A 25776-nucleotide genomic window follows, 5' to 3' on the forward strand; every position below is an offset into this window, starting at 1 on the left:
CCTTTTAATTTTCTTTAAAAGCTCTCGGGTGGTGGGACATATATGTGTTTCTCAGCATTTCCTTCGATACATGCGTGTATATCTGCGTAGAAGACAGATTGGAATGGCCCAAAAGCTCCTGGACGCTTCTTAAATCAGCCCCTTCATTCAGCAGATGAGTCGCAAACGTGTGCCGAAGCATATGCGGGTGTATATGTAAAGTGCCGGATGCTTTTTTTACAAGCCCGCTTAAAATATACCGGATTCCTCTGGCGGTCAGCGGGCCGCCTCTTTGATTGACAAACAGCACATCATGAGGCTCTTTTGCTTTTTCAAGCAGGCACTGCCTTCCGCTGTTGATATACAGCTCCAGCGCATCACGGGCATATGAGCCGAACGGGATATAGCGCTGCTTCTTGCCTTTCCCGTGAACGAGCACCGTATCCATGAACAGGTCAAGATCGCCGACAGTGAGCGTACAGCACTCACTGACCCTCATTCCGGTCGCATAAAGAAGCTCAAGCAGGGCCTGATTGCGCATCCCTGACGGCTGACTTCTGTCTGAAACAGCGAATAGTTCCTCAAGTTCTTTTTCATAAAGAAACTTCGGAATCCGTTTCTCTTGTTTCGGCAGATGAACAAGCTGAAACGGATTCTCTTCAACAAGCTTTTCCCTCATTAAAAATTTATAGAAGCTTCTCAAAGCTGAAATTTTCTTGCTGATTGTTTTTCTTGACAGGCCTTTTTCATAAGCCTCTGTCAAAAATATTCTCACATCATGATATGCAGCTTCTTTCATTCCATTTATATTTTGAGCATGCAGAAACATCCCAAATTCTTCAATCGAATTAACATAATTCACAATAGTATATTGTGAATAATTTTTTTCAATTTGTAAATATTCAACGAATAACTTTAAAAAAAAGTTAACATTCTCAGTCATTATGAAGACCTCCCTCTCCGAAGGGCTTTTAAATGGTATCATATAATGCATCGAAGTTGCAATGAAAAGCTATATCGTTTTCGAAATAGTTTGAATAGTCTCAATTGCGCGTTTAGCGTATTCTTCATTTCGTTCTTTTTTGTTTTTAATTTTTACAGGCAATTCTTTTAAGAGGCCGAAGTTTGCATTCATCGGCTGGAAGTTCTTCTGATTTGTCGTCGTAATGTAGTGAGCCATGCTTCCGATCGCCGTCTCCTGCGGGAATGTCACAAGATCCTGACCGAGCACAAGTTTGGCGGCATTGATTCCCGCTACAAGACCTGAAGCGGCAGATTCAACATAACCCTCTACACCGGTCATTTGGCCCGCGAAAAACAGATCGTTCCGCTGTTTAAATTGATATGTCGGGTTCAAAAGGCTCGGCGAGTTGATAAATGTGTTTCTGTGCATGACGCCGTATCTGACGATATCAACATTTTCAAGGCCGGGGATCAGTTTAAGCACTTCTTTTTGGTCTCCCCATTTTAAATGTGTCTGAAAACCTACAATATTATAAAGCGTTCCCGCCGCATCATCCTGTCTGAGCTGAACGACTGCATAAGGGCGCTTGCCTGTTTTCGGATCTTCCAGTCCGACCGGTTTCATCGGTCCGAACAGCATTGTTTTCTTGCCTCTTTTCGCCATGACTTCAATCGGCATGCAGCCTTCAAAGAAGATTTCTTTCTCGAATTCTTTTAAAGGAACCGTCTCAGCCGTCGTCAATGCTTCATAGAAACGGTCAAACTCTTCCTCTGTCATCGGGCAGTTTAAGTATGCCGCTTCTCCCTTGTCATAACGGGATTTTAAGTACACTTTCTCCATATCGAGGCTGTCTTTTTCGACAATCGGCGCCGCCGCGTCATAAAAATACAGATACTCTTCTCCCGTGAGCTCTTTCAGCTGCTGTGAAAGCGATTCTGACGTAAGCGGTCCGGTCGCGATAACAGTCGGGCCTTCCGGAATCTCTGTTACTTCCTCAGTAAGAACCGTTACGTTCGGATGGTTTTTCACGAGATCCGTCACGCTTTGCGCAAATTCATGACGGTCAACGGCAAGCGCTCCCCCGGCCGGAACCGAGCATTTATCAGCAGATTGAATGATTGCCGAGTCAAGCGCCCGCATTTCTTCTTTTAATACGCCTACCGCATTGGCGAGTGTATTTGAACGGAGGGAGTTGCTGCATACCAGTTCGGCGAATTTATCAGTATGATGGGCTGCCGTCTGCCTGACGGGCCGCATTTCATATAGTTTTACTTGAATTCCTCGTTTTGCAAGCTGCCATGCCGCTTCACTTCCGGCAAGGCCTGCTCCGATTACATTAACTGTTTGCTGGTTCATTTCTTTTCATCTCCTGTTGTTTGTCCCTTCCACACAAAGAAGGTGAGCAAGGCTCTGCTCACCGCTACTTCTGTGGTTCTTCCTTATAATCGCATTCGACGCATTGGACTTGTATGCCTTTTTTAAGCTTTTTCTCTACGAGCATATTTTCACATTTCGGGCATTTTCGTTCAATCGGTTTGTCCCAAGATACGAAGTCGCATTCAGGATAACGGTCACAGCCGTAAAAGATGCGTTTCTTTTTTGATTTTCGTTCGACAATGTTTCCTTCATGGCACTTAGGGCATTTTACGCCGATTTGTTTGACAATCGGTTTTGTATTCCGGCAGTCAGGGAAATTGGAGCACGCCATAAATTTACCGTATCGGCCCATTTTATAAACCATCCGGGAGCCGCATAACTCACAATCTTCATCGGCGTATTCAGGTTCAATTTCCACTTCTTTCATTTCGGCTTCCGCTTTTTTCACGCGTTTTTCGAAATCAGTATAGAAGCTGTCAATGATTTGAACCCATTCTGTCTGGCCATCTTCAACATGGTCAAGATCTCTTTCCATTTTAGCCGTGAATTCAACGTTAATGATTTCCGGGAAAAACTCCATGATAAGATCCAGCACGATCTGCCCAAGCTCAGTCGGCACAAACCGTTTATTGTCTAATCCCACGTAACCGCGGCGCTGGATGGTGTCAAGAGTCGGCGCATATGTCGAAGGACGGCCGATCCCCAGTTCTTCAAGCGTTTTAACCAGGCGCGCCTCTGTATAACGCGGAGGCGGCTGAGTAAAGTGCTGCTCAGGCTCAATATCTTTCGATAAAACCGTGTCTCCCTCTTTAAGGTCCGGAAGCATGCGGTCTTTTTCTTCCAGCTGATCGTCTTTACCCTCTACATAGACTTTCATGAAGCCGGCGAATTTGACTTTACTTCCGTTTGCCCGGAATGTCAATCCGTTATTGCTGAGATCGACGCTCATCGTATCAAGGACGGCAGGGGCCATCTGACTTGCAACAAAGCGCTCCCAAATCAGCTTGTATAATCTGAGCTGGTCTCTTCCAAGCACCGCTTTTAAGTCGGCAGGTTTTCTGAGCACCGAAGTCGGGCGGATCGCTTCGTGAGCATCTTGTGCGTTTTCATTTTTCTTTGCCGGTTTCCGTTTTCCCGCTAAGTACTCTTTGCCGTACGCCTGATCAATAAAAGCTGACGCTTCTTCAACGGCTGTATTGGAAATCCGCGTTGAGTCCGTTCTCATATACGTGATGAGCCCGACTGTCCCTTCTTTGCCGAGATCAATTCCTTCATATAATTGCTGCGCGATCATCATCGTTTTCTTCGCTCTGAAATTCAGCTTTCTTGCAGCCTCCTGCTGCAGAGTGGACGTTGTAAACGGCAGAGCGGGATTTCGTTTGCGCTCTTTTTTCGTAACCTTGTCAACTGTATACTTATTGCCTTTCAGCTGAGCAAGGATGGCTTTTACGTCTTCTTCGCTTTTTAAAGGAAGCTTTTTGCCGTTTTTCCCGAAAAATCCGGCTTCAAACGTCTCTTTTCCTTTTAAAAATGAGCCGGTAATCGTCCAGTACTCTTCAGGTTTAAAGTCGTTGATTTCCTTTTCCCTGTCGATGATCAGCCGGAGCGCAACGGATTGCACACGGCCCGCACTGAGGCCTTTTTTTACTTTTTTCCAAAGAATCGGGCTGATTTTGTATCCGACGAGTCTGTCTAGTATGCGGCGCGCCTGCTGCGCATCGACAAGATCCATATTAATCATGCGCGGATGTTTAAATGATTCTTTAATGGCGTCTTTCGTTATTTCATTAAAGACGACCCGGCAGTCCGAGCTGAGATCCAGATCAAGGCTGTGTGCGAGATGCCATGCAATCGCTTCCCCTTCTCTGTCGGGGTCGGCCGCGAGATAGACTTTTTTTGCTTTCTTTGCCGCTGTTTTTAATTCTTTTAAAACAGGGCCTTTTCCGCGGATCGTAATATATTTCGGTTCAAAGTTCTGTTCGATGTCAACTCCCATTTGACTTTTCGGAAGATCCCGGACATGTCCCATTGAAGCTTTGACTTTATATTTCTTCCCTAAATAACGTTCAATCGTTTTCGCCTTTGCCGGCGATTCCACGATGACTAGATAATCAGACATTTTCATCCCCCTCAAGAGGTGTTCTCTCTCTTTTCAAGTATCAATTCATTTTAGAGCTGCCTTTTTATGGCTTTCAACATTTCATTCTTTATGATGAACGTCATTTTATACATGAAAATAATGTGCAACTTTAAATCCTCACTATTATTAAATATTACAATACCGTTTGTCAAACGATATTTCAAAAGGGTTCCGTATACTGAACGCATCGGGCGGTCAGCTCTCCGTCAATATCCTCTGCGCATAATACAGCTTTCGCCCCTTCTTGAATGAGTTTTATAGGTCCTCCGGAATATGGATTAAATATGGAACCCGGAACGGCAAATACCTCTCTGCCTTGATCGAGAGCCTGGTAAGCTGTGATTAATGAACCGCTTTTTTCTTTTCCCTGCACGACCACAATTCCTTCACTTAGTCCGCTGATTATGCGGTTTCTCATCGGAAAGTGCCATTTTTTCGGCTTTGTTTCAGGAGGATGTTCTGAGAGTAGGAGATGGTGTTCAGCCATGTATTCTGCTAACAGGAGATTTTCCCGGGGATAGATGTGATGGAATCCGCCGGCTATCACGCCGATCGTAAGCCCTTTTGCCCTGATGCTCGCCTTATGAGACAATCCGTCTATACCGGATGCAAGCCCGCTTACAATGACCCAGCCTTTTTTTGAGAGTTCGGCGGAAAGATGCCCAACCGCTTTTATTCCGTCTTCCGTCGGTTTCCGCGTTCCTACAATCCCGATTTTTCTGCCTTTTTCAAGAAGCAGCGTGTTCCCTTTTGCATACAAGACAGCCGGCGGATCATAAATCGCTTTAAGCCATGTTGGATAGCGGCTTGATGAAATCGGAATGACAGTAATGCCTTCGCGGCGGTAATCGGACAGAACTTCATCAAGTTTCGGATCCTTGCGCTCTATTTCCCGAAAAATTGCTTCCGGGGCTGTTTTCCCTTCTGATAAAACAGTTAATGGATGCGGATCCGGTAAAAAAGACAGAGAATGATCAGCTTTCCACCATTTTAATAGAAGAGACGGGGAAATGATTTGATTAATACTGCAGACCATTAAACATCGCGATGCTTGATCCAAATCTGGAAACCTCCTCTTTTTTTCAGCAAAAACAGGAACAGCCGTTACGGCTGCCCCTGCTTCGATCAGTGCGTTTTGCACGTTTCAAATAAGCCTTTTTCTTTTAACACCTTAATCAGCGTTTCACCCATTACAGAAGGGGTTTCCGCGACTTCAATTCCGCAGGCGTTCATCGTTTTGACTTTTTCTTCTGCCGTGCCTTTTCCTCCGGAGATGATGGCGCCCGCATGGCCCATGCGTTTTCCCGGAGGCGCGGTTTTACCGCCGATAAAGCCGACAACAGGCTTCGTCATGTTCGCTTTCACCCACTCAGCCGCTTCTTCTTCAGCTGTGCCGCCGATTTCTCCAATCATGATGACTGCATGTGTTTCAGGATCTTCGTTGAACGCTTTTAACACGTCAATAAAGTTCGTGCCGTTGACCGGGTCGCCGCCGATCCCTACAGCGGTAGATTGGCCTACGCCGGCTTCTGAAAGCTGATGGACGGCCTCGTATGTCAATGTTCCTGAACGGGACACAACGCCTACATGACCCTTTTTATGAATGTATCCCGGCATAATGCCGATCTTGCATTCTTCAGGTGTAATAACACCAGGGCAGTTCGGCCCTATTAATCTCGTTTTCTTGCCTTCCATAAAACGCTTCACTTTCACCATGTCCAAAACCGGAATGTGCTCAGTGATACAAATGACAAGATCAATTTCCGCGTCAACCGCTTCCATAATTGCGTCCGCCGCAAACGGAGCCGGCACGTAAATAACTGACGCATCTGCGCCCGTTGTATGAACCGCTTCTGCGACCGTATTGAATACCGGTACGCCTTCCGCTTCCGTTCCGCCTTTTCCAGGTGTTACACCGCCAACGATATTCGTGCCGTATTCCAGCATCTGCTTTGTATGAAATAAAGCGGTAGAACCTGTAATCCCCTGTACAATAACTCTTGTATCTTTATTGATAAAAACACTCATTATCTGGTCCCCTGCCTTTCATTCTTTCCTAAACTAAGGATACGATTTTCTGTGCGCCGTCTGCCATTGATTCCGCAGATGTGATGTTTAAGCCTGATTCATTCAGGATTTTCTTTCCTAAATCTACGTTTGTCCCTTCAAGGCGCACGACCAGCGGCAATGTCAATCCGACTTGTCTCGTCGCTTCAACAACGCCCTCGGCGATGACATCACACTTCATGATGCCTCCGAAAATATTGACGAAAATTCCTTTTACGTTTTGATCGGAAAGAATGATTTTAAAAGCTTCCGTCACTTTTTCTGCGGTTGCGCCGCCCCCGACATCAAGGAAGTTTGCAGGTTCTCCGCCGTAGTGTTTAATGATATCCATAGTAGACATTGCAAGACCCGCGCCGTTTACCATACAGCCGATATTTCCATCAAGGGAAATGTAGCTTAAATCGTATTTTGACGCTTCGATTTCTTTCGGATCTTCTTCATCTAAATCTCTGTATTCCATAATGTCTTTTTGTCTGTATAACGCATTGCTGTCGAAATTCAGCTTAGCATCCAGCGCCATGACGTTTCCGTCCCCCGTAACGACGAGAGGGTTGATCTCGGCGATGGAGCAGTCCTTCTCAACAAATGCTTTATATAAACCGAGCATAAATTTAGCGGCTTTGCCGACAAGCTCTTTCGGGATGTTAATTGCGAATGCAATTTCCCTTGCCTGATAGCCCTGAAGGCCGACAGCCGGATCAATTACCGCTTTTTTAATTTTTTCAGGTGTTTTTTCCGCTACTTCTTCAATCTCCGTTCCGCCTTCTTCAGACGCCATTAAAACGATTCTTGAAGTAGCGCGGTCAAGTACAAGCCCGACATAGTATTCCTTTTTAATATCGCAGCCTTCTTCAATAAGTAAGCGTTTTATTACTTGTCCGTCCGGACCCGTTTGATGTGTGACGAGCGTCTTGCCTAACAGTTCTTCGGCATACTCTTTCACTTCATCTTTTGTTTTTGCAATCTTTACCCCACCAGCTTTGCCGCGGCCGCCAGCATGGATTTGCGCCTTTACGACATAAACCGAGCTTGACAGGCTCTCTGCTTTTTCAACTGCTTCCTCTGCTGTAAAAGCCACTTTACCTTCAGGAACAGACACCCCGTATTTTCTGAGGACTTCTTTTCCCTGGTACTCATGGATATTCATTTCCCATCCTCCTAACTTATGTAGCAAAACTAAAAATAGACTGCGCTTTCATTCTATATAATACTGGAAGAATTGTCTAGGGTTCAAAACAAAATCTTTATATCCTTCCAAACATTCTAACTTTTATTTTATTGAAAATATAAATTTAAACGGAGTCCGGGAAATGAATGGTCCTTATTTTTCGTTTTTCAGGGTTTCGTCCAGTCTGTAAACAAATGAAAAAATTTCGGCAACGGTTTCATAGAGCGCCTCCGGTATCTGATCGTCAACCGTCAAATGGCGCATTAATTCGACAAGGGTTCTGTCTTCCTGAATGGGGACCCCAGCTTTCTCAGCTTCTTTTATAATATTTTCCGCCACGTGCCCCCTGCCTGTTGCGACAACCTTCGGGGCTTGGTCTTTCTGCCGGTCGTAATGCAGGGCGACAGCTCTTCTTAACGGCGTTTGCTCTTTCATATTTTCACATCCACTTTTCTTCCGCCGTCTTTTTCTATAAACTCTTCCACAAGAGCGCTCTGGTCTTTCGGGCGCCGTTTTTTAGCCGTGACGCCTGACAGGCTGAAGCCCGTTTCTTTTACGGCTTCTTTTAAAGCCGGTACGAGAGGGTCGATGGCCGCCTGAAGCTCAAAATCAGTCTCAACCGTAATGGTCATTACATTTTGCTGAATCATGCAGTCCACAACGGTTTCTTGCAGTGTTTCAAGGTGCAGCAAAAACAGGAGCCTGCAATGTGACGGATCGAGTTTTCCGTCCGGCTTCTTCCGTCCTTTAAAGAGAACGGTGATGTCATTCTCATACGCGGACGCTCCCAGCGGAAATGACAGCACCATCTGTGTAAAAGAAGGGTTATGCTGCTCAATAAACAGCTGGCCGTTTAATTTATGAATAAGCGGTTCCGCCTCTTGTTTAACGGATTGGGGCGCCTCTTGAAGCGTCCGGACGGCTTGGAGGGCCGTTTTCAGCGCTTGTTTCTCCGGCTGCGGAGACACGCCTTTTTCAAGCGCTGTAATGAATGATAATTCATCACGCGTGCCCAGTCCTTTTTTGATTTTCTGCAAAAGGCTTAATACATCATGTTTTTCTGCATATTTCAATTCGGTGAGCTGAGCGGCTTTTTCGAAAACAGCCGCCTCCTGTTCTGTCAGATGTGCGTTTTGAAGAACAGGTGCTGTTTTCAATGTTTTTTCTTGAGAAATGAAAGCCTTAATGATCTCCGCCGTTACTTTTACGGGACGGTTTTCAGTTTTTTCTGCCGATGTCATTAATTTCTCTATAATCTGTTTTGCCGTTTTTTCAGGAAGTTCCGGATTTGCCCGCGCACTCGGAGGAGAAGGCTGGCTTGAGACTGCCTTTCCGTTTTCACGAGTCTCTCGGACAAATGGTGATTGTTTTGATTCCGTCCGTTCTCCTTCATCCATCAGCCCGGTTTCTGAGATCGGCATGCGTGCAGCCTCGGCAAGCTTCTTCAAGAGACGTTCTGCATGAAGATCCGTTTCCGCGTTTAACACGTCAGAAACCGCCTCTTTGAGCACAGACAGCTCTTTTGCCGATTGCGGAGCCTGATTGATTGCCTGAAGCAGTCCTGAGAGGAGGCGCCGGGTCGGAACCGGATATTTAACGGCATGAATGGCTGACAAGACTTCCGGATGTGCGGGCAGTTCCCGTTTCAGCGCAAATACGATTGTTTCCGCCGCTTTTTTCAATTCGGCGGCCGGAAGCGATTCAGCCCAGCGGATGCAAGCTTTGAGGCTGTTTTCCGTCATCGGCAGCTTCTGCTGCATAAACGTTTCGGCAATCTGCAGAGACACAGGGCCCGGTTTGACAGAAAGAGCGTTTAACAGTCTTCCCGCCGCTTCCTGAACGGTTTTCGGGCTTCCTTCGAATTGGTCAATGACATGAAGCCGGCCCGTTTTTTCCGCCGGCTGTTTGTCATAAGAAAACCAGTAATACGCCTGCGGACGAAGGGGGGTTTCAAGTTTTCCCTGCATCGTCCGGCCGCCGATTTGGATAAGAGCGCTTTGATCGTCCAGCAAACGGAGAACCTTCCCTAACAGCAGCCTTTGAGCGCCGCTGTCTTTACCGCCGTCTTGCCGGTCCGGAGGGATTTCCGCCGTCAGCTGTCTGAAAGCCGCTTGGATTTCGCCGCTTATGTTCATGTCTTAAGCCTCTTTTCTAACAATAAGATTGAACGGGAGCGAACGTTTTTCGGTGAATAGTTGTCGGTCCGTATGCCTGAAGAGCTTCAAGATGTTCTTTCGTTCCGTAGCCTTTATTTTTTTCAAAGCCATACATGGGGTAGGTTTTGGCGTACTCAGCCATGAGACGGTCCCGCGTTACTTTTGCGATGCAGGCTCCGGCGGCAATTGACACGCTTTTGGCATCCCCTTTTATAACTGATGACTGCGGAATGTCAAGCGGAAGGGTCATGGCATCAACAAGCAGATAATCAGGTGTTTCCGTTAAAGCATTGACGGCTTTTACCATCGCCAGTCTCGCGGCCTCATAAATGTTGATCCGGTCAATGACGTCCGCATGGACAATGCCGACTCCTACAGCCGCCGCTTCTTCCGCGATCCGGCTGTAATACTCCTCGAGCTTCTTTTCCGACAATTTCTTCGAGTCCGTGAGACCGAGAATCTCGCATTCTGCCGGCAAAATGACGGCGCCGGCGACAACCGGTCCGGCAAGCGGCCCTCTTCCGGCTTCGTCAACACCCGCAATCAGTCGGAAGCCCTTTTTGGATGACAGTCTTTCGTATGCCGTCATGTTCAGCCATTGCTCTTTAAGAGCTTTTTCCTTCGCGTGCTTTTTCAGCCATTGCTCTAAAAGCGTCTGTACGCTTTTTCTCGGGTCTTTCTCACATTGGGCAAGGAAGGGGTCGCTTTCGTTCCTGACCTCTTGCAGGCGTTCTTTTACGCTTTTTACGGTTAATGTATTCACGTTCTCTTCTCCCTTACATTATGTATATCGGTATTCTGCGGAAAAAATAAAGACCCGCATCGCTGCGCGTCTTTATTCTGATGGTGTTTCAAATGAAAGTCTGCCGAATTTTTCCGTCCGGATGTCCCGAATGATGACTTCCGTTGTTTTATCATAGTCAACCATTCCGCCGCCCATCAAACAGCCGCGTTTTTCACCGATCGCGTCGAAAAGAGCGGCGATATCCTCAGGGATTTCCTGAAGTCCGTAGCGCTCCTTCAAGCGGTCGGGATAATGCTCTTCCAGAAAGCGCAGCCCGAAGACGGCCACATCCTGCAGGTTGATAATCGTATCTTTAATCGCCCCGGTGATCGCCAGGCGCAAGCCGACAAGCTCATCTTCAAATTTAGGCCATAAAATTCCCGGTGTATCGAGCAGCTCTAATTCCTTGCCTACCTTGACCCACTGCTGTGAAGTGGTAATGCCGGGCCTGTCTCCCGTCTTGGCAATGTTTTTTTTGGCCAGCCGGTTAATGAGCGTAGACTTGCCGACATTCGGAATGCCGATGATTAATGCGCGGATTGCTCTTGGCCTGACACCTTTTGCTTTCATTTTATCGAACTTATCTTTCAGCAGCTCTTTCGAGGACGGCACGATTTGATGCAGTCCCTGCCCGTTAACGGAGTTTATTGAAAGAGAGGGAATGCCCTGTTCCTGAAAGTGGTCCTTCCACTGAGCAGTCACAGCCGCATCCGCCTTATCGGCTTTATTTAAAAGCATAATGCGCGGCTTATTTTTTAAAATCTCCTCAATCATCGGATTTCTCGATGACATCGGGATTCTCGCATCCACCAATTCGTATACGATATCAATTAATTTCAGTTTTTCTGTTACTTCCCGTCTCGCTTTAGCCATATGGCCCGGGAACCATTGAATGGTCATGTGACTTCGACACCTGCCTTATTTACCGGAACCGGATGTTCCGATGATCTCTTATGTATTTTACGTTGCTTGTTCTGCTTTTACAAATTTCATATAAAAAAAGAGCCTGTTACGGGTAACAAGCTCTTTTCGTTCGTTATCATTATCGTCTGATTTCTTTAATACGAGCCGCTTTTCCGCGAAGTTCACGCAGGTAGTAAAGCTTAGCGCGACGTACTTTACCGTAACGTACAACTTCGATTTTCGCGATTTTTGGTGTGTGTACAGGGAATGTACGTTCAACGCCAACACCGTAAGAAATCTTACGAACTGTGAACGTTTCGCTGATTCCACCACCACGACGCTTAATCACAACACCTTCGAAGATCTGGATACGCTCACGGTTACCCTCAACAACTTTTACGTGTACACGTAAAGTGTCACCAGGACGGAACGCAGGAAGATCAGTGCGAAGCTGTTCTTTTGTGATATCTTGAATTAGTTTTTGCATCGTTTTCAACTCCTTCCAACAGATGCTCTTGGCCACAACTGCAAGGCACAGCGGAACATCGTTTTCAAGCTTCTGAAGGATAAGCCTCCTTAAGCCACAAGTAGTATCTTATCATATCTTCATCGCCTGCGCAATAGAATCTATTCGTTTTCCCACTCGGAAATCCATTTTCTTTGCTCATCAGTGAGAGGATAGTTTTCAAGAAGATCCGGACGTCTTAAAAAGGTTCTTCTGATTGATTCTTTATTTCGCCATTCTTGTATTTTGGCATGGTTGCCGGACAGAAGGGTCTCAGGCACTTTTAAGCCTTTATAATCTGCTGGCCTCGTATAGTGAGGATGCTCTAAAAGCCCCGTGCTGAAGGAATCCTCCACGTGGGATGCTTCTTTTCCGAGGACGCCCGGCAAAAGCCTGACAACGCTGTCGGCGATCATCATGGCAGGGAGCTCTCCCCCGGTCAGCACAAAATCCCCGATGGAGATTTCATCAGTGACAAGATGTTCCCGGATCCGTTCATCATACCCTTCATAATGTCCGCAAATAAACATGAGATGTTCCTCTTGTGCCAGCTCCTCGGCTTTCTTCTGCGTATAACGCTCACCTTGCGGGCAGACGAGAATAATGCGCGGCTTGGCGTCCGTACCGGCTGTCAGCTTTTCAACCGCATCAAATACGGGCTGCGGCTTTAACACCATCCCGGCTCCCCCGCCGTACGGGTAATCATCAACCGTTTGGTGTTTATTATCCGAAAAAGCCCGGAAATTGATGACGTCAAAACGGACAGCCTCTTTTTCCTGTGCTTTTTGCAGAATGGAGGAGCCGAGCACCCCTTGAAACATTTCGGGAAACAGTGTTAAAAAGTCGATTTTCATTCGTCTATTAACCCTTCCATTACATGAATCTTAATTTTCTTCTTATTTATATTAATATCCTTTACCACAGAAGCAATATACGGAATGAGCGCATCTTTTTTGCCTTTTCTTGCAACCACCCATACGTCATTAGCCCCTGGCGTCAAGATTTCCTTCACTGTGCCGATCAGTTCCCCGTCTTCTGACACAACCTCGCAGCCGATGATTTCATGAAAATAAAATTCATCTTCTTCAAGCTCTCCCAAGTCTTCTTCAGGGACTTTGATCACCATGTTTCTTAGGTGTTCGACTTCATTGAGACTCGGCATTTCTTTGAATTGCAGCAGATGAAACTGCTTGTGAAGCCTGTGGGCGCTGACCGTTACTTTGATTGGCTCCGCAGCCCCTTCCGCAAACAAATAGAGCGTATTGCCGGGCTTGTACCGTTCTTCGGCAAAGTCCGTTTTAGAAATGACCCGCACTTCGCCTTTAATGCCGTGGGTATTTACAATTTTGCCTACATTAAACCATCTGTTTGTCATATTATCACCTCGGGCGGATTTCAATTACTACCCCGTCTTTTATGACGATGGTATTTGCCGCTGTTTTTTCATGCCAGTTATCACCGACATTGATTGAAAGCAGCGCATCGATCTCCTTTTCCTTCACTTCGCTTCCAAGCGGGAGCGACTCTGTCTGGCTTATTTGGAAATCGATCATTTTGATTTTGTCTTGTCTTTTCTCAATGGCTTTTTTAAAAGATTCCGCTACATCGGGATTCTGCTGATCTTTTTCATGTTTTCTAAGCTGAAAATAGAGCTGGCTGCATTCTCGTTCAAGCGATTGCTTTTTTTCTGCAAAAGTGGCCAAAAGCTTTTCCTTGCTTTGCTCGGTCAGAACCTGCATAACGGTTACCCTGTGAATAATCTGCATAGGACCAGACTCCCCACTCTTCCAACATATTTCTGTTCATTTGCCTTTTTTACGTGTAAAAAAAGGGGAGGTGCCGGCCCTCTCCCTTTTTCAGTCAAATATTTCAAATTGAACTTTCTTAGAAGACTGTGCGCCAGCTGCAAAAACGACGGTTCGAATCGCTCTTGCAGTCCGGCCTTGCTTTCCGATAATCTTACCGGTATCTGACTTATTGACAGATAAGCGCAGCGCAATCTTTTGATCAGTCTCTTCCTTTGTGACCGATATGTCTTCCGGATGGTCGACAAGCGGAGCCACAATGCTGACAATCAAATCTTCCAAGTTCTGATCAGTCATTACTTGCCTTGTTTAGCGTTGTGGAATTTTTCCATAATTCCTTGGCTTGAGAACAAGTTGCGGACTGTATCAGAAGGTTTAGCTCCTGTTTGAAGCCATTTAAGAGCAAGCTCTTCGTTGATTTTCACTTCAGCCGGCTTTGCAACCGGGTTGTATGTGCCGACTGTTTCGATGAAACGGCCGTCACGCGGTGAACGAGAATCTGCTACAACAATACGATAGAAAGGAGATTTTTTTGCTCCCATACGTTTTAAACGAATTTTTACTGCCATTTTACTAGCACCTCCGAAAATATTTCAACAAGATAGTATATTAACAATGATAAAAGTGTTTGTAAAGTGTTTTTTCTTAACAACGGTTTTATCATGTATAACCGATTACATAAAAGGTAATTTAAAGCCTTTTTTCTTCCCTTTTGACATGTTGGTCATCTGCTTCATCATTTTTTTCATTTCCTCAAACTGCTTTAAAAGACGGTTGACTTCCTGAACGGATGTTCCGCTTCCTTTGGCAATCCGCTTCCGCCGGCTGGCGTTAATGATATCCGGCTGTTCTTTTTCAAGAACAGTCATTGATTTAATGATCGCTTCCACATGATTCAGCTGTTTTTCATCGACTTGGATGTTTTTTAAGCCTTTCATTTTGCCTGCGCCGGGCATCATTTGCAGCAGTTCGTCAAGAGGCCCCATGTTTCGGACCTGGCCGAGCTGCTCCAGAAAATCATCCAATGTGAAGCTCATCGTTCTCATTTTCTGCTCAAGCTCTTTGGCTTTGTCTTCATCAACGGTCGCCTGAGCTTTTTCAATCAAGGTCAGCACGTCACCCATTCCGAGAATCCGGGATGCCATCCGTTCGGGATGGAACGCTTCAAGAGCATCGAGCTTTTCTCCCATTCCGGCGAATTTAATCGGCGTTTCGGTGACCGCGCGGATAGAAAGCGCCGCACCTCCGCGGGTATCCCCGTCAAGCTTTGTTAAAATGACGCCCGTTAAACCGAGCTGGTCATTAAAGCTTTTGGCGACGTTTACCGCATCCTGACCGGTCATTGAGTCGACGACAAGGAAAATTTCCTCAGGATTTGCGACTTCCTTTACGCCGGAGAGCTCATCCATCAGTTCATGATCGATGTGCAGCCGTCCGGCGGTATCTAAAATCACATAATCATGATGCTCTTCCTTCGCTTTTTCAATCGCCTGTCTGGCGATTTCCACCGGGCTGACCTGATCGCCAAGCGAAAAGACCGGCATATCAAGCTGTTTCCCCAGTGTTTCCAGCTGTTTAATCGCGGCGGGTCGGTAAATATCCGCAGCCACGAGCAACGGTTTGCGGTTATGTTTTTTGCGCAGCAGGTTGGCAAGCTTCCCCGTGGTTGTCGTTTTACCGGCACCTTGGAGCCCGACCATCATAATAACGGTCGGCGGGCGTTTGGCGACGGCAATTTTGCTTTCTTCGCCGCCCATCAGCTCGGTAAGCTCTTCTTTTACGACTTTAATAACCTGCTGACCGGGTGTCAGACTCTGCATAACGTCCTGTCCGACAGCCCGTTCACTTACTTTTTTCACAAAATCCTTTACGACTTTAAAGTTAACGTCAGCCTCAAGAAGCGCAAGACGAACTTCACGCATCATCTCTTTTACGTCTTGTTCGCTGACTTTTCCTTTTCCGCGGATTTTTGAAATCGTCTTTTGCAGTCGGTCGGCTAATCCTTCAAATGCCATTGTTTGCCGCCTCCTAATCTAATTTCTCAAGCGCTTCAATCAGAGCCGTCATTTTTTCCTCTTCCTGCAAACCGGAAGCAAGCTCTTTCAGCTTTGTAAACATTTCTTTACGCTCCTGAAACTTTTTAAAAAGGAGCAGTTTTTCTTCATATTGTTCAAGCATCGCTTCAGTCCGTTTGATGTTATCGTAAACGGCTTGCCTTGAAACGTCATACTCTTCGGCTATTTCACCAAGGGAGAAATCGTCCAGATAATAAAGCGACATATAGCTCTTTTGTTTTGACGTCAGCAACGACTGATAGAAGTCAAATAAATAGTTCATTCTCGTCGTTTTTTCGAGCGACATTTGAGCTCTCCCCTTTGTTAAGTCAAATCCCTTTACAAAAACTTAGTTTACATGGTTTCAGAGCGTGTGTCAAGTTTTTATCTTGTCAAAGCAGGATGCTCTTTTTACATAATAAGTTTTTTTAAAAAAATTCATATAGACCGTCGTTAAAATACTCGAATTCTTGTTTTGATACACGATAGCGGCAATAGCCTTCGTAAAAAGCATTGAGGCATGCTTCATTTGTGACAAAATGACTGATCGCTAATGATTCATCATATCGCGGATCTCCCGCCGATATTCCCGCAGCATCGATAAACAGATAGACCTCTCCGTCTTTCACCAGCACATTATCAGTCGTGCAGTCACCGTGAATCATTGTCTGCTGAACAGGAACAGGCCTGTACCTGTCCAATTCCTTCAAAAGCTCTGCACTTCCTTCAGCCTGTCCTTTTTTGACATATTCCCCGGCTCGTTTGATTTGCAGATCGAGCCAGTCTGATTCCGGCTGTAAACCAGGGACCATTTCGGTTTCATGCAGACGTTGCAGAAACTGGCCGAAACTTTTGATCAGCTTTTTCTTTTCAGTATCCCCTTTTGCTTTTCTTAAAGCCGAAGTCAGGGTGATTCCATCCTCAAATGACATGATGATATGGCTGGCATGCTGTTCCTGTATCATCCCATAATAAATAGGAACAGGCAGACGACGAGTTTCCGTCAGTTTTTGTAAAACGAAGGCTTCTCTCATTAACCATTCCCGATACTTCTGTTGAAAAGAACTTTTCAGCAGAAATGCGTCTTGGCCGGCCACTATTTTTCGAACGGTTGAAGTGCCTCCCTGTTCATCCAACAGCGACATATGGTTTATCGCGCCGATCTTACTTTCCAATTCAGCTTTCAGCCATTTGTCCAACAATTGCCCCCTCCATTCCGATCTATCAATCCGTATAAAAAAACGAGTATAAAACCGTCCATTTTATACTCGTTTTTTATTCATTAATCCTCGGCTTTTTCAACTAAATCAGAAAAGAGACCGTATACGTAAGATTCTGCATCAAACCGCTGGAGATCGTCAACCTTTTCTCCGAGGCCGACCAGTTTCACGGGGATGTGAAGCTCATTGCGGATCGCCAGGACGATACCGCCTTTAGCGGTGCCGTCAAGCTTCGTTAACGCGATACCCGTCACATTCGTCGCTTTGGAGAATTCTTTCGCCTGCGCCATCGCATTTTGGCCTGTCGTCGCGTCCAGCGCAAGGAGAACCTCATGCGGAGCCTCAGGCACTTCGCGTTCGATGACGCGTTTGACTTTTTCAAGCTCTTTCATTAAGTTTACTTTATTCTGAAGGCGGCCGGCCGTATCACAAATCAGCACATCCGCTCCTCTTGCTTTAGCCGCGTGTACGGCATCATAAATAACCGCAGCAGGGTCGCTTCCGGCAGCCTGTTTAATGACAGGCACGCCTGTACGCTCCCCCCACACTTCAAGCTGTTCAATCGCCCCGGCTCTGAAGGTGTCTCCGGCAGCGAGCACAACGGATTTGCCTTCATTCTTCAGCTTATGGGCAAGTTTTCCGATCGTTGTCGTTTTTCCGACGCCGTTTACCCCGACAAGCAGAATAACGTTCAGGCGCCCGTCCTGAATATTTAATTCAGAAATCTGTTCGTCGCCGCTGTTATAAATGTCGACAAGCTTTTCAGAAATGACGGACTGCACTTCCTGAGGATCCTGGATGTTTTTCAGCTTCACTTCTTTTTTGAGCTCATCAATCAGCTCCATAACGGTTGTAAAACCTACGTCAGCGCCAATCAGCACTTCCTCAAGCTCCTCGAAGAAATCCTCGTCGACTTTCCGGTAGCGGGAGACAAGTTCGTTCACTTTATTTGAGAAGGAATTTCTTGTTTTTTCAAGACCATCTTTAAATTTTTCAGAGACGGAGTCTGTCTGTTTCGTGATTTTCTCTTTTAATTTTTTAAAAAAGCTCATCTTTCAACCTCTTTCCTCGTTACTGAACGAATTCTTTTGTTTCTTCCAGTTTGACCGAAACCATTCGGGAAACGCCGGATTCCTGCATCGTAACACCGTAGAGGACATCCGCTTCTTCCATGGTGCCTTTTCTGTGGGTGATGACGATAAACTGGCTGTCGCCGCTGTATTTTTTTAAATATTGCGCAAACCTGAATACATTGGCTTCATCAAGCGCAGCTTCCACTTCATCAAGGACGCAGAACGGCACGGGCCTTACTTTCAGAATGGAGAATAAAAGGGCAATGGCAGTCAGCGCCCGTTCTCCCCCTGACAAAAGATTTAAGTTTTGCAGTTTTTTGCCCGGAGGCTGCGCGATAATGTCCACCCCGGAATTAAGAAGATCATTCGGATCAGTCAGCTTCAGTTCAGCCCGTCCTCCTCCGAATAAAGAACGGAACACGTCGTTGAATTGAGAACGGATCTGGATAAACGTTTCATGGAATCGCTTCGTCATTTCAGAATCCATTTCTTCAATGACTTGAAACAGTGTGTTTTTCGCTTCCGTCAGGTCATTTTTCTGCTCTGTTAAAAACTGATACCGTTCGTTTACTCTTTCAAATTCATCGATGCTGCCGAGATTGACCGTTCCGAGCTCTTCAATTGAAAGCTTGATCAGTTTGACCCGTTTTCTCGCCTCTTCAGGCTCGAGTTCGAGCTGATATTGTTCTTTTGCTCCTTCAAAGGATAAGCTGTATTCCTCACGTAAATACTGCAAGAGATTATCAAGCTCAACTTCCATCCGGCCGAGTTTTACCTCTTCATCTTTCAGAATGTCTGTTTTTTGCTTATACAGACGCTTCATCTCTTTCAGTTCAAGCTCGTTCGTATCAAGAGCCCGCTGGAGCTTCACACGCTGGTCGCGCCGGCTGGCGATCAATTCGATCGTTCTCGTTTTATCGTGAAGCTTGTGATGGGCTGCTTCTTCAAGCTGCTCCTCACCGCTTGTGCTGGACGTCATCTCTGAGGTCAGGAGGCTTAAATCTTCCCGTGTTTCTTTCAGAGCGAGCTGCGTTTCTTCAAGCTCTTTTTTCAGCCGTTTGAGGTTGTCTTCTTCACTCGAACAAGCCTGTTCTTTTTTCGCAGCAGCCACTTTACATTCCGTCAGTTCATGAGAGAGCGTTTCTTTTGTTGAGGATAGGGTCTGCTTTTGTTTTGTCAGCCTTTCCATCTCTTCCTCAAGCTCTTTCAGCTGGCCGGATGCCTCACTCAGCTGTTCTTCCAGAGCTGATTTGCGCGTCTCTTTTTCCCGGCTGCTTTCCGTCAGTGATGCTTTCTCCTGATCGTAAAGCTCCAGATGGGTATTGATGTTCTTTTCAGCAACTTCGAGTTCATACAGCCTGCCTTTTACATCCTGCTGCTTTGTTCTGAAAGCTTCACCGTCTTCACGGAGACCGCTCAGCGTATGTTCAAGCTCTTGAATGGCCTGCTTCAGCGTTTTGACCTCTTTTTCGAGCAGAGCTGTTTTTTCTTCCATTTCGGCAAGCCGCGCAGTCACCGTCTCAAGCTCACGGCTTCTGCCGAGCAGAGAATTGTTTTTCTTTTTGACCGCGCCGCCTGTCATTGATCCGCCTGGATTGACGACATCGCCCTCAAGCGTCACGATGCGGTAGCGGTGCCCGAGAAGCTTGGCCAGTTCATTCGCGCCTTTTAAATCTTCAGTGATCAGCACGGTGCCGAGAAGGTTTTGAATGACATTCCGATACGCGGCATCATATGTGACAAGCCCGCTCGCTGTGCCGAGGAAAGACGGATGCTTCTGAGCCGTCTGTTCATCACGGGTTTGGAGCTGGCGCGGTTTCATAACCGTAAGCGGCAGGAACGTCGCACGGCCGAAGGAATTCTGTTTTAAATATTGAATCGCTTTCCGCGCCGCCTGCTCGTCGTCTGTGACAACGTGCTGCGCCGCTGCGCCGAGTGCAATCTCGATCGCCGTTTCATATTTTTGTTCGGTGGCAATCAGTTCGAGAACGGCACCGCGGATGCCGCCAAGCTGCTCTTTCTGCTTCAGCACTTCTTTTACGCCTTGGTAAAATCCTGAAAAATCGCCTTGCATCGTTTCAAGCATATCTTTTTTGGATCTGGCCTGCTGGACGAATTGATATGCCTGATACAGCGCTGATTCTTTCTTTTCATATTGGCGTTTTTTCTGTTCATATGCTGTCTGGACTTCGCGAAAGCGGACGACCTGATTGTGAATATCCTCTTCAACGGCGGCCAATTCTTCTTCGCACGCCGCTTTGCGGACTGTAATATCGTTACGTTCTTCAAGATATTTTTCATTGTTTGCGGTCAGTCTCGCCTGCTGGACCGCGGATTGGGACATCTGGTCATCTAAAAGCTGCAGCTCGTTGCGAATCGACGCCTGGCTGTTTAACAATTCAAAGTAATCGCTTTTTAATTGTTCAATTTTCTCATCTACATTTTCATTATGCAGACTGAGAGCCTGCTGCTTTTCTTTCACTTGGGCGTTTAACCGCTTCACTTCCGCACGCAGCTTATCATAGACGGCAGACTGTTTTGCAATGTCCGCTTTCAGTTCGGCTTCTTTGTTCGTGTAATGTGTAACGGATTCCTCAAGCTGTTCCCGGTTTTGCGCGGCGTTTTTTTTGCGCTCTTTCAGCACTTCTTTCCGGCCTTCCAGCTTTTCCAGCTCTTCACTTGTCACGAGCAGAACCTGCTGCAGTTCGTTGACGGATTCATCAAGCGCGTGGATTTTATCTCTCGTCTCTTCTATCATCGCTTCTTTTGCGGATAGAGCCGATGATTCCGCCAATTCTTCTTCTTTAGCAGCCTGCACCTTGTCTTTTAAACCCGACCATCTGCCATGCAGTTCTTCGATGTCAAAGGCGGTAAGGGCAATTTCGACATGCTCAAGCTCTTTCTTTTTTTCTAAGTAGTCTTTGGCGATTGATGCCTGGATTTTCAGCGGTTCGACCTGATCTTCAAGCTCGTGGAGAATATCTTCCACCCTGTTTAAGTTATCCTGCGTCTCAAACAGTTTGTTTTCCGCTTTTTTCTTTCTTGTTTTATATTTCAGCACGCCGGCCGCTTCTTCAAAAATACTGCGGCGGTCTTCCGCTTTGCTGCTGAGAATCTCTTCGACTTTCCCCTGGCTGATAATAGAGAATGCTTCTTTTCCGAGCCCGGAGTCCATAAATAAGTCAATGATGTCTTTCAAACGGCACTGCTGATTGTTGATGAGAAATTCACTCTCTCCGGAACGGTACACCCGTCTCGTCACGCTGACTTCGTGGTAATCGATCGGGAGAAAATGATCTTCATTATCAAGCGTTAACGTGACTTCGGCAAGGTTCAACCGCTTGCGCGAATCACTTCCCGCAAAAATGATATCTTCCATTTTTCCGCCCCGAAGCGAGCGGGCTGATTGTTCGCCGAGCACCCAGCGGATGGCTTCGGTAATGTTGCTCTTTCCGCTGCCGTTCGGACCGACAACGGCCGTGACGCCTTTTACAAAGTCAACGGATATCCGTTCTGCAAATGATTTAAATCCTATAACGTCTAAACGTTTGAGGAACATCCCAGATCCTCCTTATCGTATAAGTATCTCAATATTATCATAATCACCCGCTTATATCAGGCGCAGACATACTGAAATCCCCCTAGGGATACAGGGGGATTTTATTGTTTCGTATGATGTTTTTGCAATTTTGCAAGAGCTTCCTGTGCCGCATGCTGCTCGGCTTCTTTTTTGGAACGTCCGTTCCCGATACCGAGCGCCTCACCTTTAAGAGAGACTAGCGCCTCGAATTCCCGGTTGTGGGCAGGCCCTTTTTCATTGAGAATTTTGTACTCAAGCGATCCTTTTCCGTCCCGCTGTACAAATTCTTGAAGCTGGCTTTTGAAATCCATCACATGAGAAAAAGCACCATCGTTTATTTTAGGGAACACGTACACTTTCAGGAATTGCTGAACCGGGTCAAGGCCCTGATCCAGATACAGTGCGCCGATAAACGCTTCAAACACATCCGCTAAAAGCGCAGGACGCTTTCTGCCGCCCGTCATTTCTTCTCCTTTTCCCAAGAGAACAAGATCGCCGAATGACAATTCGTGGGCAAGTGAGACGAGTGACGGCTCGCATACGATAGCGGCTCTCAGCTTCGTCAAATCTCCTTCACTCATGGCCGGATATTTGGCAAATAAGAATTGGGAGATCGTCAGTTCCAAAACAGCGTCACCTAAAAATTCAAGCCTTTCGTTGTCTTCATACGGCTTTTTCCGATGCTCATTCACATAAGATGAATGTGTAAATGCTTGATACAAAAGTTTCTCGTTTTGAAAATGAACCGAAATCCGTTCTTGGAACTCTTTAAATTGCTCTATTTTTTTATAGAACTTTTTTTTATCTTTAAAATGTGAGTGTTTTGACATAGTAACCTCCATAGGCACATCAGGTTCACCGCGCTCCCCGCCGTAAACGGAATCGGCAGCGCGTACAGCGTCAGACGCCGGTAACCGAACGATTAAAGGGCTAAAGCCCCGCTGTCAGGCGGGACTTTTAGCATCAGCTTATTGCTGGTTTTGTATGTAGTTCACAGCGTCGCCGACTGTTGCAATCTTTTCAGCATCTTCGTCAGAAATCTCCATATCAAACTCGTCTTCAAGTTCCATAACAAGCTCAACTACATCTAGGGAATCAGCACCTAAGTCTTCCTTGAAAGAAGCTTCAAGTTTGACGTCAGCTTCATCAACGCCAAGGCGGTCTACGATGATTTTCGTTACACGCTCTAATGTATCTGCCATAGCAATTCACCTCCCCTCAAGTATTATAGAGGATTCGTTTTTAAAAAACTAGAGAAACTAGGATGAAATTTTAAAAACAAATCTTTACATCACCATTCCGCCGTCAATATGAAGGGTTTGGCCCGTCATATAACGCGATCCTTCAGAAGCAAGGAACGTAACAACGCTGCTGATATCGGAAGGATCACCGAAACGCGCGAGCGGAATCTGCTTCAGCATTTCATCTTGGACTTCTTTAGAAAGCTTGTCCGTCATATCTGTGGAAATAAAGCCCGGAGCAATGGCATTGACCGTAATATTGCGGCTCGCAAGCTCTTTGGCTGATGACTTCGTTAAGCCGATTACACCGGCTTTTGCCGCCACATAGTTCGCCTGGCCGGGGTTTCCGCTGACGCCGACGATTGATGATACGTTGATAATCCGGCCGGAGCGCTGTTTCATCATCTGTCTTGTCACGGCTTTCGTGCAGTTGAATACACCTTTTAAGTTAATGTTAATGACGTCATCCCATTCATTTTCTTTCATTCTCATCAGAAGATTGTCTTTTGTGATCCCCGCATTGTTCACGAGAATGTCAATTGAAGAAAATGCAGCGACAGCCTCTTTCATCATGTTTTGTACTTCTTCGGAATTTGATACATCGGCTTTTACCGCGATCGCGTTTCGGCCCAAAGATTTGATTTCATCTACGACTTCGTTCGCTTTCGCTTCATTCCCGGAGTAGTTGACTACTACGTTACAGCCGTTTTTCGCAAGATCAAGCGCGATCGCCCGCCCGATTCCGCGGGACGCTCCCGTTACCACTGCTGTTTTTTCATTAAGCATCCTGATTCTCCTCCTTCAGCGTTTGAATCGCCAGTTCGATGGTTTCATGGTCAGAAACCGCGATTGTTTTAAGGCGGCGGTTCACTTTTTTCACAAGGCCTGAAAGCACTTTTCCCGGCCCGATTTCAACAAACGTCGTGACGCCTTCGTCAATCAGTTTGTTAATGGTTTCTTCAAAGCGAACAGGTGAATACAGCTGTTCGATCAGTTTTTTCTTGATATCGTCTTTTTCTGTCATAACGTCAGCCGAAACGTTTGAAATCACGGGAACAGCCGCATTTTTTAACTCACAGGCGCTGAGCACCTCCTCGAGTTTTTGCGCTGCCGGCTTCATTAATTCAGAATGGAACGGTCCGCTTACTTCTAATGGGATTGCCCGTTTTGCTCCGTTGTTTTTCGCTTCTTTTGAAGCCAGCTCCACGCCTTTTGCCGTTCCGGAAATGACGATTTGGCCGGGGCAGTTCAAGTTTGCAAGCTGTACGAGATGACCGTTTTCCGTCACTTGATCCGTTACCTTTTTCAAGGACTCCGCATCCATGCCGAGAATAGCGGCCATGGCGCCTTCTCCGGCCGGCACGGCTTCATTCATGAATTCTCCCCGTTTTCTTACCGTGTAAACGGCATCCTTAAATGTCATCGCTCCCGCCGCAACAAGCGCCGAATATTCTCCGAGGCTGTGGCCGGCGGTGAAATCAGGCGTGATGCCGGATTCTTTAAACTTTTCCAATACGGCGATGCTCGTTGTCAACAGCGCAGGCTGCGCATTGTATGTAAGGGTTAATTCTTCGGCGTCGCCTTCAAAAATGAGCGAGCTCAGCTTTGTTTCAAGCGTTTCATCCGCTTCATCAAAAATACGTTTTGACGCTTCTTCGCGTTCGTACAGGTCTTTTCCCATACCGATATATTGTGATCCCTGTCCGGGAAATAAAAATGCAATCTTACTCATGATGCGGTAACCTCCAGACTACTCATCTGTTTTTTCTTCTTTTACTTCTTCTTCTATAAATGCGGCCACGTTTTGGCTGACCATTTCTCTCGCCTGGCGCAGCGCATGGTAAACAGCGCGTGCGTCAGAAGAGCCGTGCGCTTTAACGACGGGCGCTTTCAAACCGAAAAGACTCGCCCCGCCGTACTCAGAATAGTCCATTTTCAGTTTCATTTCCATCAGCTTCGGCTTCAGCACTCCCGCTGCGAGCTTAGAAACAAAACTTGAAGTCAGTGTATCTTTCAGCATTTTGAAAATCGATAACGCTGAACCTTCCAATGTTTTCAACGTGACGTTGCCCGTAAAGCCGTCTGTGACAATGACGTCAGCAGCGCCTTCGAGCAAGTCTCTCGCCTCAACGTTTCCGACAAAATTCACGTTTGTTTCTTTTAATAGTTCAAACGTCTTTTTTGTCAGGTCGTTTCCTTTCTTTTCTTCCGTGCCGACATTTAACAATCCGACGCGGGGCGAGCTGATTCCGAGAACCTGCCGGGCATATACAGATCCCATAATTCCGTACTGGACGAGATGCTCCGGTTTGGCATCGACATTGGCTCCCACGTCCAAAAGAAGGAAACCGTCGCCTGAAACGGTCGGAAGCGTCGGCGCAAGCGCAGGCCGGTCGATTCCTTTAATTCTGCCGACGATAAACAGTCCGGCTGTCATGAGTGCGCCCGTATTCCCCGCTGAGATGCAGGCGTCCGCTCTGTTTTCAGCCACTTCCTGCGCCATCAGCACCATAGAAGAGTTTTTCTTTCTGCGTACGGCGCGGACCGGTTCATCCGTCGGTTCAATCACTTCATCGGCGTGCAACACAGTGATGCGGTCTGATGTTGTTGGCAAGTGTGATTCTATTGTTGTCTTGTCACCGACCAGCGTAATATGAAGATCGTCAAATGCCTCAATACTCTTCATTACTCCGTCAATAACAGCTTTGGGTGCGTTGTCGCCTCCCATTGCATCTACAGCTATTCTCATGCATGCTCCAC

The 25776-nt window shown here is 46.5% G+C and carries 26 protein-coding genes; all 26 read right to left on the reverse strand.

Annotation, left to right across the window (positions count from 1 at the left end; all coding sequences use genetic code 11):
* Positions 1-4: 4 nt before the first annotated feature.
* Complete coding sequence (xerC, locus tag SB24_RS01720; protein WP_039251511.1) at positions 5-922, reverse strand: tyrosine recombinase XerC; 918 nt, start codon at positions 920-922, stop codon at positions 5-7.
* Between the two features lie 69 nt (positions 923-991).
* Positions 992-2299, reverse strand: a complete 1308-nt coding sequence (gene trmFO, locus SB24_RS01725; RefSeq protein ID WP_012117550.1) for an FADH(2)-oxidizing methylenetetrahydrofolate--tRNA-(uracil(54)-C(5))-methyltransferase TrmFO — start codon at positions 2297-2299, stop codon at positions 992-994.
* Positions 2300-2363: 64 nt separating this feature from the next.
* Positions 2364-4439, reverse strand: coding sequence for a type I DNA topoisomerase (gene topA / locus SB24_RS01730; RefSeq protein WP_007409771.1), 2076 nt, complete (start codon positions 4437-4439; stop codon positions 2364-2366).
* A gap of 181 nt (positions 4440-4620) precedes the next feature.
* Positions 4621-5520, reverse strand: coding sequence for a DNA-processing protein DprA (gene dprA, locus SB24_RS01735; protein ID WP_039251514.1), 900 nt, complete (start codon positions 5518-5520; stop codon positions 4621-4623).
* A 65-nt stretch (positions 5521-5585) separates the two neighbouring features.
* Entirely contained in the window at positions 5586-6488 is a 903-nt protein-coding gene (sucD, locus tag SB24_RS01740) for a succinate--CoA ligase subunit alpha (RefSeq protein WP_003154281.1), read from the reverse strand.
* Between the two features lie 28 nt (positions 6489-6516).
* Positions 6517-7674, reverse strand: a complete 1158-nt coding sequence (sucC, locus tag SB24_RS01745) for an ADP-forming succinate--CoA ligase subunit beta (RefSeq protein ID WP_003154283.1) — start codon at positions 7672-7674, stop codon at positions 6517-6519.
* A 174-nt stretch (positions 7675-7848) separates the two neighbouring features.
* Positions 7849-8130, reverse strand: coding sequence for a FlhB-like flagellar biosynthesis protein (locus SB24_RS01750; RefSeq protein WP_007409769.1), 282 nt, complete (start codon positions 8128-8130; stop codon positions 7849-7851).
* Positions 8127-9830, reverse strand: a complete 1704-nt coding sequence (locus SB24_RS01755) for a hypothetical protein (RefSeq protein WP_039251516.1) — start codon at positions 9828-9830, stop codon at positions 8127-8129. The genes SB24_RS01750 and SB24_RS01755 overlap by 4 nt, the downstream gene beginning before the upstream one ends.
* A gap of 16 nt (positions 9831-9846) precedes the next feature.
* A complete protein-coding gene (locus SB24_RS01760; RefSeq protein WP_015417463.1) occupies positions 9847-10614 on the reverse strand; it encodes a ribonuclease HII in 768 nt (255 codons plus the stop codon).
* 72 nt (positions 10615-10686) lie between these two features.
* The gene (gene ylqF, locus SB24_RS01765) at positions 10687-11535 is read right to left on the reverse strand and encodes a ribosome biogenesis GTPase YlqF (protein ID WP_007409766.1); all 849 of its coding nucleotides are present in this window, start codon (positions 11533-11535) and stop codon (positions 10687-10689) included.
* Between the two features lie 142 nt (positions 11536-11677).
* Complete coding sequence (gene rplS / locus SB24_RS01770) at positions 11678-12025, reverse strand: 50S ribosomal protein L19 (protein WP_003154288.1); 348 nt, start codon at positions 12023-12025, stop codon at positions 11678-11680.
* Positions 12026-12165: 140 nt separating this feature from the next.
* Entirely contained in the window at positions 12166-12897 is a 732-nt protein-coding gene (gene trmD / locus SB24_RS01775; RefSeq protein ID WP_015417462.1) for a tRNA (guanosine(37)-N1)-methyltransferase TrmD, read from the reverse strand.
* Positions 12894-13418 carry a ribosome maturation factor RimM gene (gene rimM, locus SB24_RS01780; RefSeq protein ID WP_039251519.1) on the reverse strand — a complete coding sequence of 175 codons (525 nt, stop codon included), beginning with the start codon at positions 13416-13418 and terminating at the stop codon, positions 12894-12896. Before rimM ends, trmD begins: the two co-directional genes overlap by 4 nt.
* A 4-nt stretch (positions 13419-13422) precedes the next feature.
* The gene (locus SB24_RS01785; RefSeq protein ID WP_039251520.1) at positions 13423-13809 is read right to left on the reverse strand and encodes a YlqD family protein; all 387 of its coding nucleotides are present in this window, start codon (positions 13807-13809) and stop codon (positions 13423-13425) included.
* Between the two features lie 90 nt (positions 13810-13899).
* Entirely contained in the window at positions 13900-14145 is a 246-nt protein-coding gene (locus tag SB24_RS01790) for a KH domain-containing protein (protein ID WP_015417460.1), read from the reverse strand.
* Complete coding sequence (gene rpsP, locus SB24_RS01795) at positions 14145-14417, reverse strand: 30S ribosomal protein S16 (protein WP_003154296.1); 273 nt, start codon at positions 14415-14417, stop codon at positions 14145-14147. Before rpsP ends, SB24_RS01790 begins: the two co-directional genes overlap by 1 nt.
* Positions 14418-14522: 105 nt before the next feature.
* Positions 14523-15863: a signal recognition particle protein gene (ffh, locus tag SB24_RS01800; RefSeq protein WP_014417759.1), complete on the reverse strand. Its 1341-nt coding sequence runs from the start codon at positions 15861-15863 to the stop codon at positions 14523-14525.
* A 13-nt stretch (positions 15864-15876) separates the two neighbouring features.
* Positions 15877-16209 (reverse strand): putative DNA-binding protein, encoded by a 333-nt coding sequence (locus tag SB24_RS01805; RefSeq protein WP_003154299.1) that lies wholly within the window; start codon positions 16207-16209, stop codon positions 15877-15879.
* A 121-nt stretch (positions 16210-16330) separates the two neighbouring features.
* A complete protein-coding gene (locus tag SB24_RS01810; RefSeq protein ID WP_033574578.1) occupies positions 16331-17101 on the reverse strand; it encodes a phosphotransferase family protein in 771 nt (256 codons plus the stop codon).
* 83 nt (positions 17102-17184) lie between these two features.
* Complete coding sequence (gene ftsY, locus SB24_RS01815; RefSeq protein ID WP_003154301.1) at positions 17185-18174, reverse strand: signal recognition particle-docking protein FtsY; 990 nt, start codon at positions 18172-18174, stop codon at positions 17185-17187.
* A 19-nt stretch (positions 18175-18193) separates the two neighbouring features.
* A complete protein-coding gene (gene smc / locus SB24_RS01820) occupies positions 18194-21754 on the reverse strand; it encodes a chromosome segregation protein SMC (RefSeq protein ID WP_039251523.1) in 3561 nt (1186 codons plus the stop codon).
* A 101-nt stretch (positions 21755-21855) separates the two neighbouring features.
* Complete coding sequence (gene rncS / locus SB24_RS01825; RefSeq protein WP_007409760.1) at positions 21856-22605, reverse strand: ribonuclease III; 750 nt, start codon at positions 22603-22605, stop codon at positions 21856-21858.
* 138 nt (positions 22606-22743) lie between these two features.
* A complete protein-coding gene (acpP, locus tag SB24_RS01830; RefSeq protein ID WP_003154310.1) occupies positions 22744-22977 on the reverse strand; it encodes an acyl carrier protein in 234 nt (77 codons plus the stop codon).
* Between the two features lie 84 nt (positions 22978-23061).
* Complete coding sequence (gene fabG / locus SB24_RS01835; protein ID WP_003154312.1) at positions 23062-23802, reverse strand: 3-oxoacyl-[acyl-carrier-protein] reductase; 741 nt, start codon at positions 23800-23802, stop codon at positions 23062-23064.
* Positions 23795-24748 carry an ACP S-malonyltransferase gene (gene fabD, locus SB24_RS01840; protein WP_015417458.1) on the reverse strand — a complete coding sequence of 318 codons (954 nt, stop codon included), beginning with the start codon at positions 24746-24748 and terminating at the stop codon, positions 23795-23797. Before fabD ends, fabG begins: the two co-directional genes overlap by 8 nt.
* An 18-nt stretch (positions 24749-24766) precedes the next feature.
* Complete coding sequence (plsX, locus tag SB24_RS01845; protein ID WP_007409758.1) at positions 24767-25765, reverse strand: phosphate acyltransferase PlsX; 999 nt, start codon at positions 25763-25765, stop codon at positions 24767-24769.
* Positions 25766-25776 lie beyond the last annotated feature (11 nt).

This window comes from Bacillus sp. Pc3 (assembly GCF_000815145.1).
Lineage (GTDB): Bacteria > Bacillota > Bacilli > Bacillales > Bacillaceae > Bacillus > Bacillus velezensis.

Coding starts and splice junctions, on each gene's coding strand:
- xerC (WP_039251511.1), bottom strand. CDS start 922: ATGACTGAGAATGTTAACTTTTTTTTAAAGTTATTCGTTGAATATTTA.
- trmFO (WP_012117550.1), bottom strand. CDS start 2,299: ATGAACCAGCAAACAGTTAATGTAATCGGAGCAGGCCTTGCCGGAAGT.
- topA (WP_007409771.1), bottom strand. CDS start 4,439: ATGTCTGATTATCTAGTCATCGTGGAATCGCCGGCAAAGGCGAAAACG.
- sucD (WP_003154281.1), bottom strand. CDS start 6,488: ATGAGTGTTTTTATCAATAAAGATACAAGAGTTATTGTACAGGGGATT.
- sucC (WP_003154283.1), bottom strand. CDS start 7,674: ATGAATATCCATGAGTACCAGGGAAAAGAAGTCCTCAGAAAATACGGG.
- SB24_RS01750 (WP_007409769.1), bottom strand. CDS start 8,130: ATGAAAGAGCAAACGCCGTTAAGAAGAGCTGTCGCCCTGCATTACGAC.
- SB24_RS01755 (WP_039251516.1), bottom strand. CDS start 9,830: ATGAACATAAGCGGCGAAATCCAAGCGGCTTTCAGACAGCTGACGGCG.
- ylqF (WP_007409766.1), bottom strand. CDS start 11,535: ATGACCATTCAATGGTTCCCGGGCCATATGGCTAAAGCGAGACGGGAA.
- rplS (WP_003154288.1), bottom strand. CDS start 12,025: ATGCAAAAACTAATTCAAGATATCACAAAAGAACAGCTTCGCACTGAT.
- trmD (WP_015417462.1), bottom strand. CDS start 12,897: ATGAAAATCGACTTTTTAACACTGTTTCCCGAAATGTTTCAAGGGGTG.
- rimM (WP_039251519.1), bottom strand. CDS start 13,418: ATGACAAACAGATGGTTTAATGTAGGCAAAATTGTAAATACCCACGGC.
- SB24_RS01785 (WP_039251520.1), bottom strand. CDS start 13,809: ATGCAGATTATTCACAGGGTAACCGTTATGCAGGTTCTGACCGAGCAA.
- SB24_RS01790 (WP_015417460.1), bottom strand. CDS start 14,145: ATGACTGATCAGAACTTGGAAGATTTGATTGTCAGCATTGTGGCTCCG.
- rpsP (WP_003154296.1), bottom strand. CDS start 14,417: ATGGCAGTAAAAATTCGTTTAAAACGTATGGGAGCAAAAAAATCTCCT.
- ffh (WP_014417759.1), bottom strand. CDS start 15,863: ATGGCATTTGAAGGATTAGCCGACCGACTGCAAAAGACGATTTCAAAA.
- SB24_RS01805 (WP_003154299.1), bottom strand. CDS start 16,209: ATGTCGCTCGAAAAAACGACGAGAATGAACTATTTATTTGACTTCTAT.
- ftsY (WP_003154301.1), bottom strand. CDS start 18,174: ATGAGCTTTTTTAAAAAATTAAAAGAGAAAATCACGAAACAGACAGAC.
- smc (WP_039251523.1), bottom strand. CDS start 21,754: ATGTTCCTCAAACGTTTAGACGTTATAGGATTTAAATCATTTGCAGAA.
- rncS (WP_007409760.1), bottom strand. CDS start 22,605: ATGTCAAAACACTCACATTTTAAAGATAAAAAAAAGTTCTATAAAAAA.
- acpP (WP_003154310.1), bottom strand. CDS start 22,977: ATGGCAGATACATTAGAGCGTGTAACGAAAATCATCGTAGACCGCCTT.
- fabG (WP_003154312.1), bottom strand. CDS start 23,802: ATGCTTAATGAAAAAACAGCAGTGGTAACGGGAGCGTCCCGCGGAATC.
- fabD (WP_015417458.1), bottom strand. CDS start 24,748: ATGAGTAAGATTGCATTTTTATTTCCCGGACAGGGATCACAATATATC.
- plsX (WP_007409758.1), bottom strand. CDS start 25,765: ATGAGAATAGCTGTAGATGCAATGGGAGGCGACAACGCACCCAAAGCT.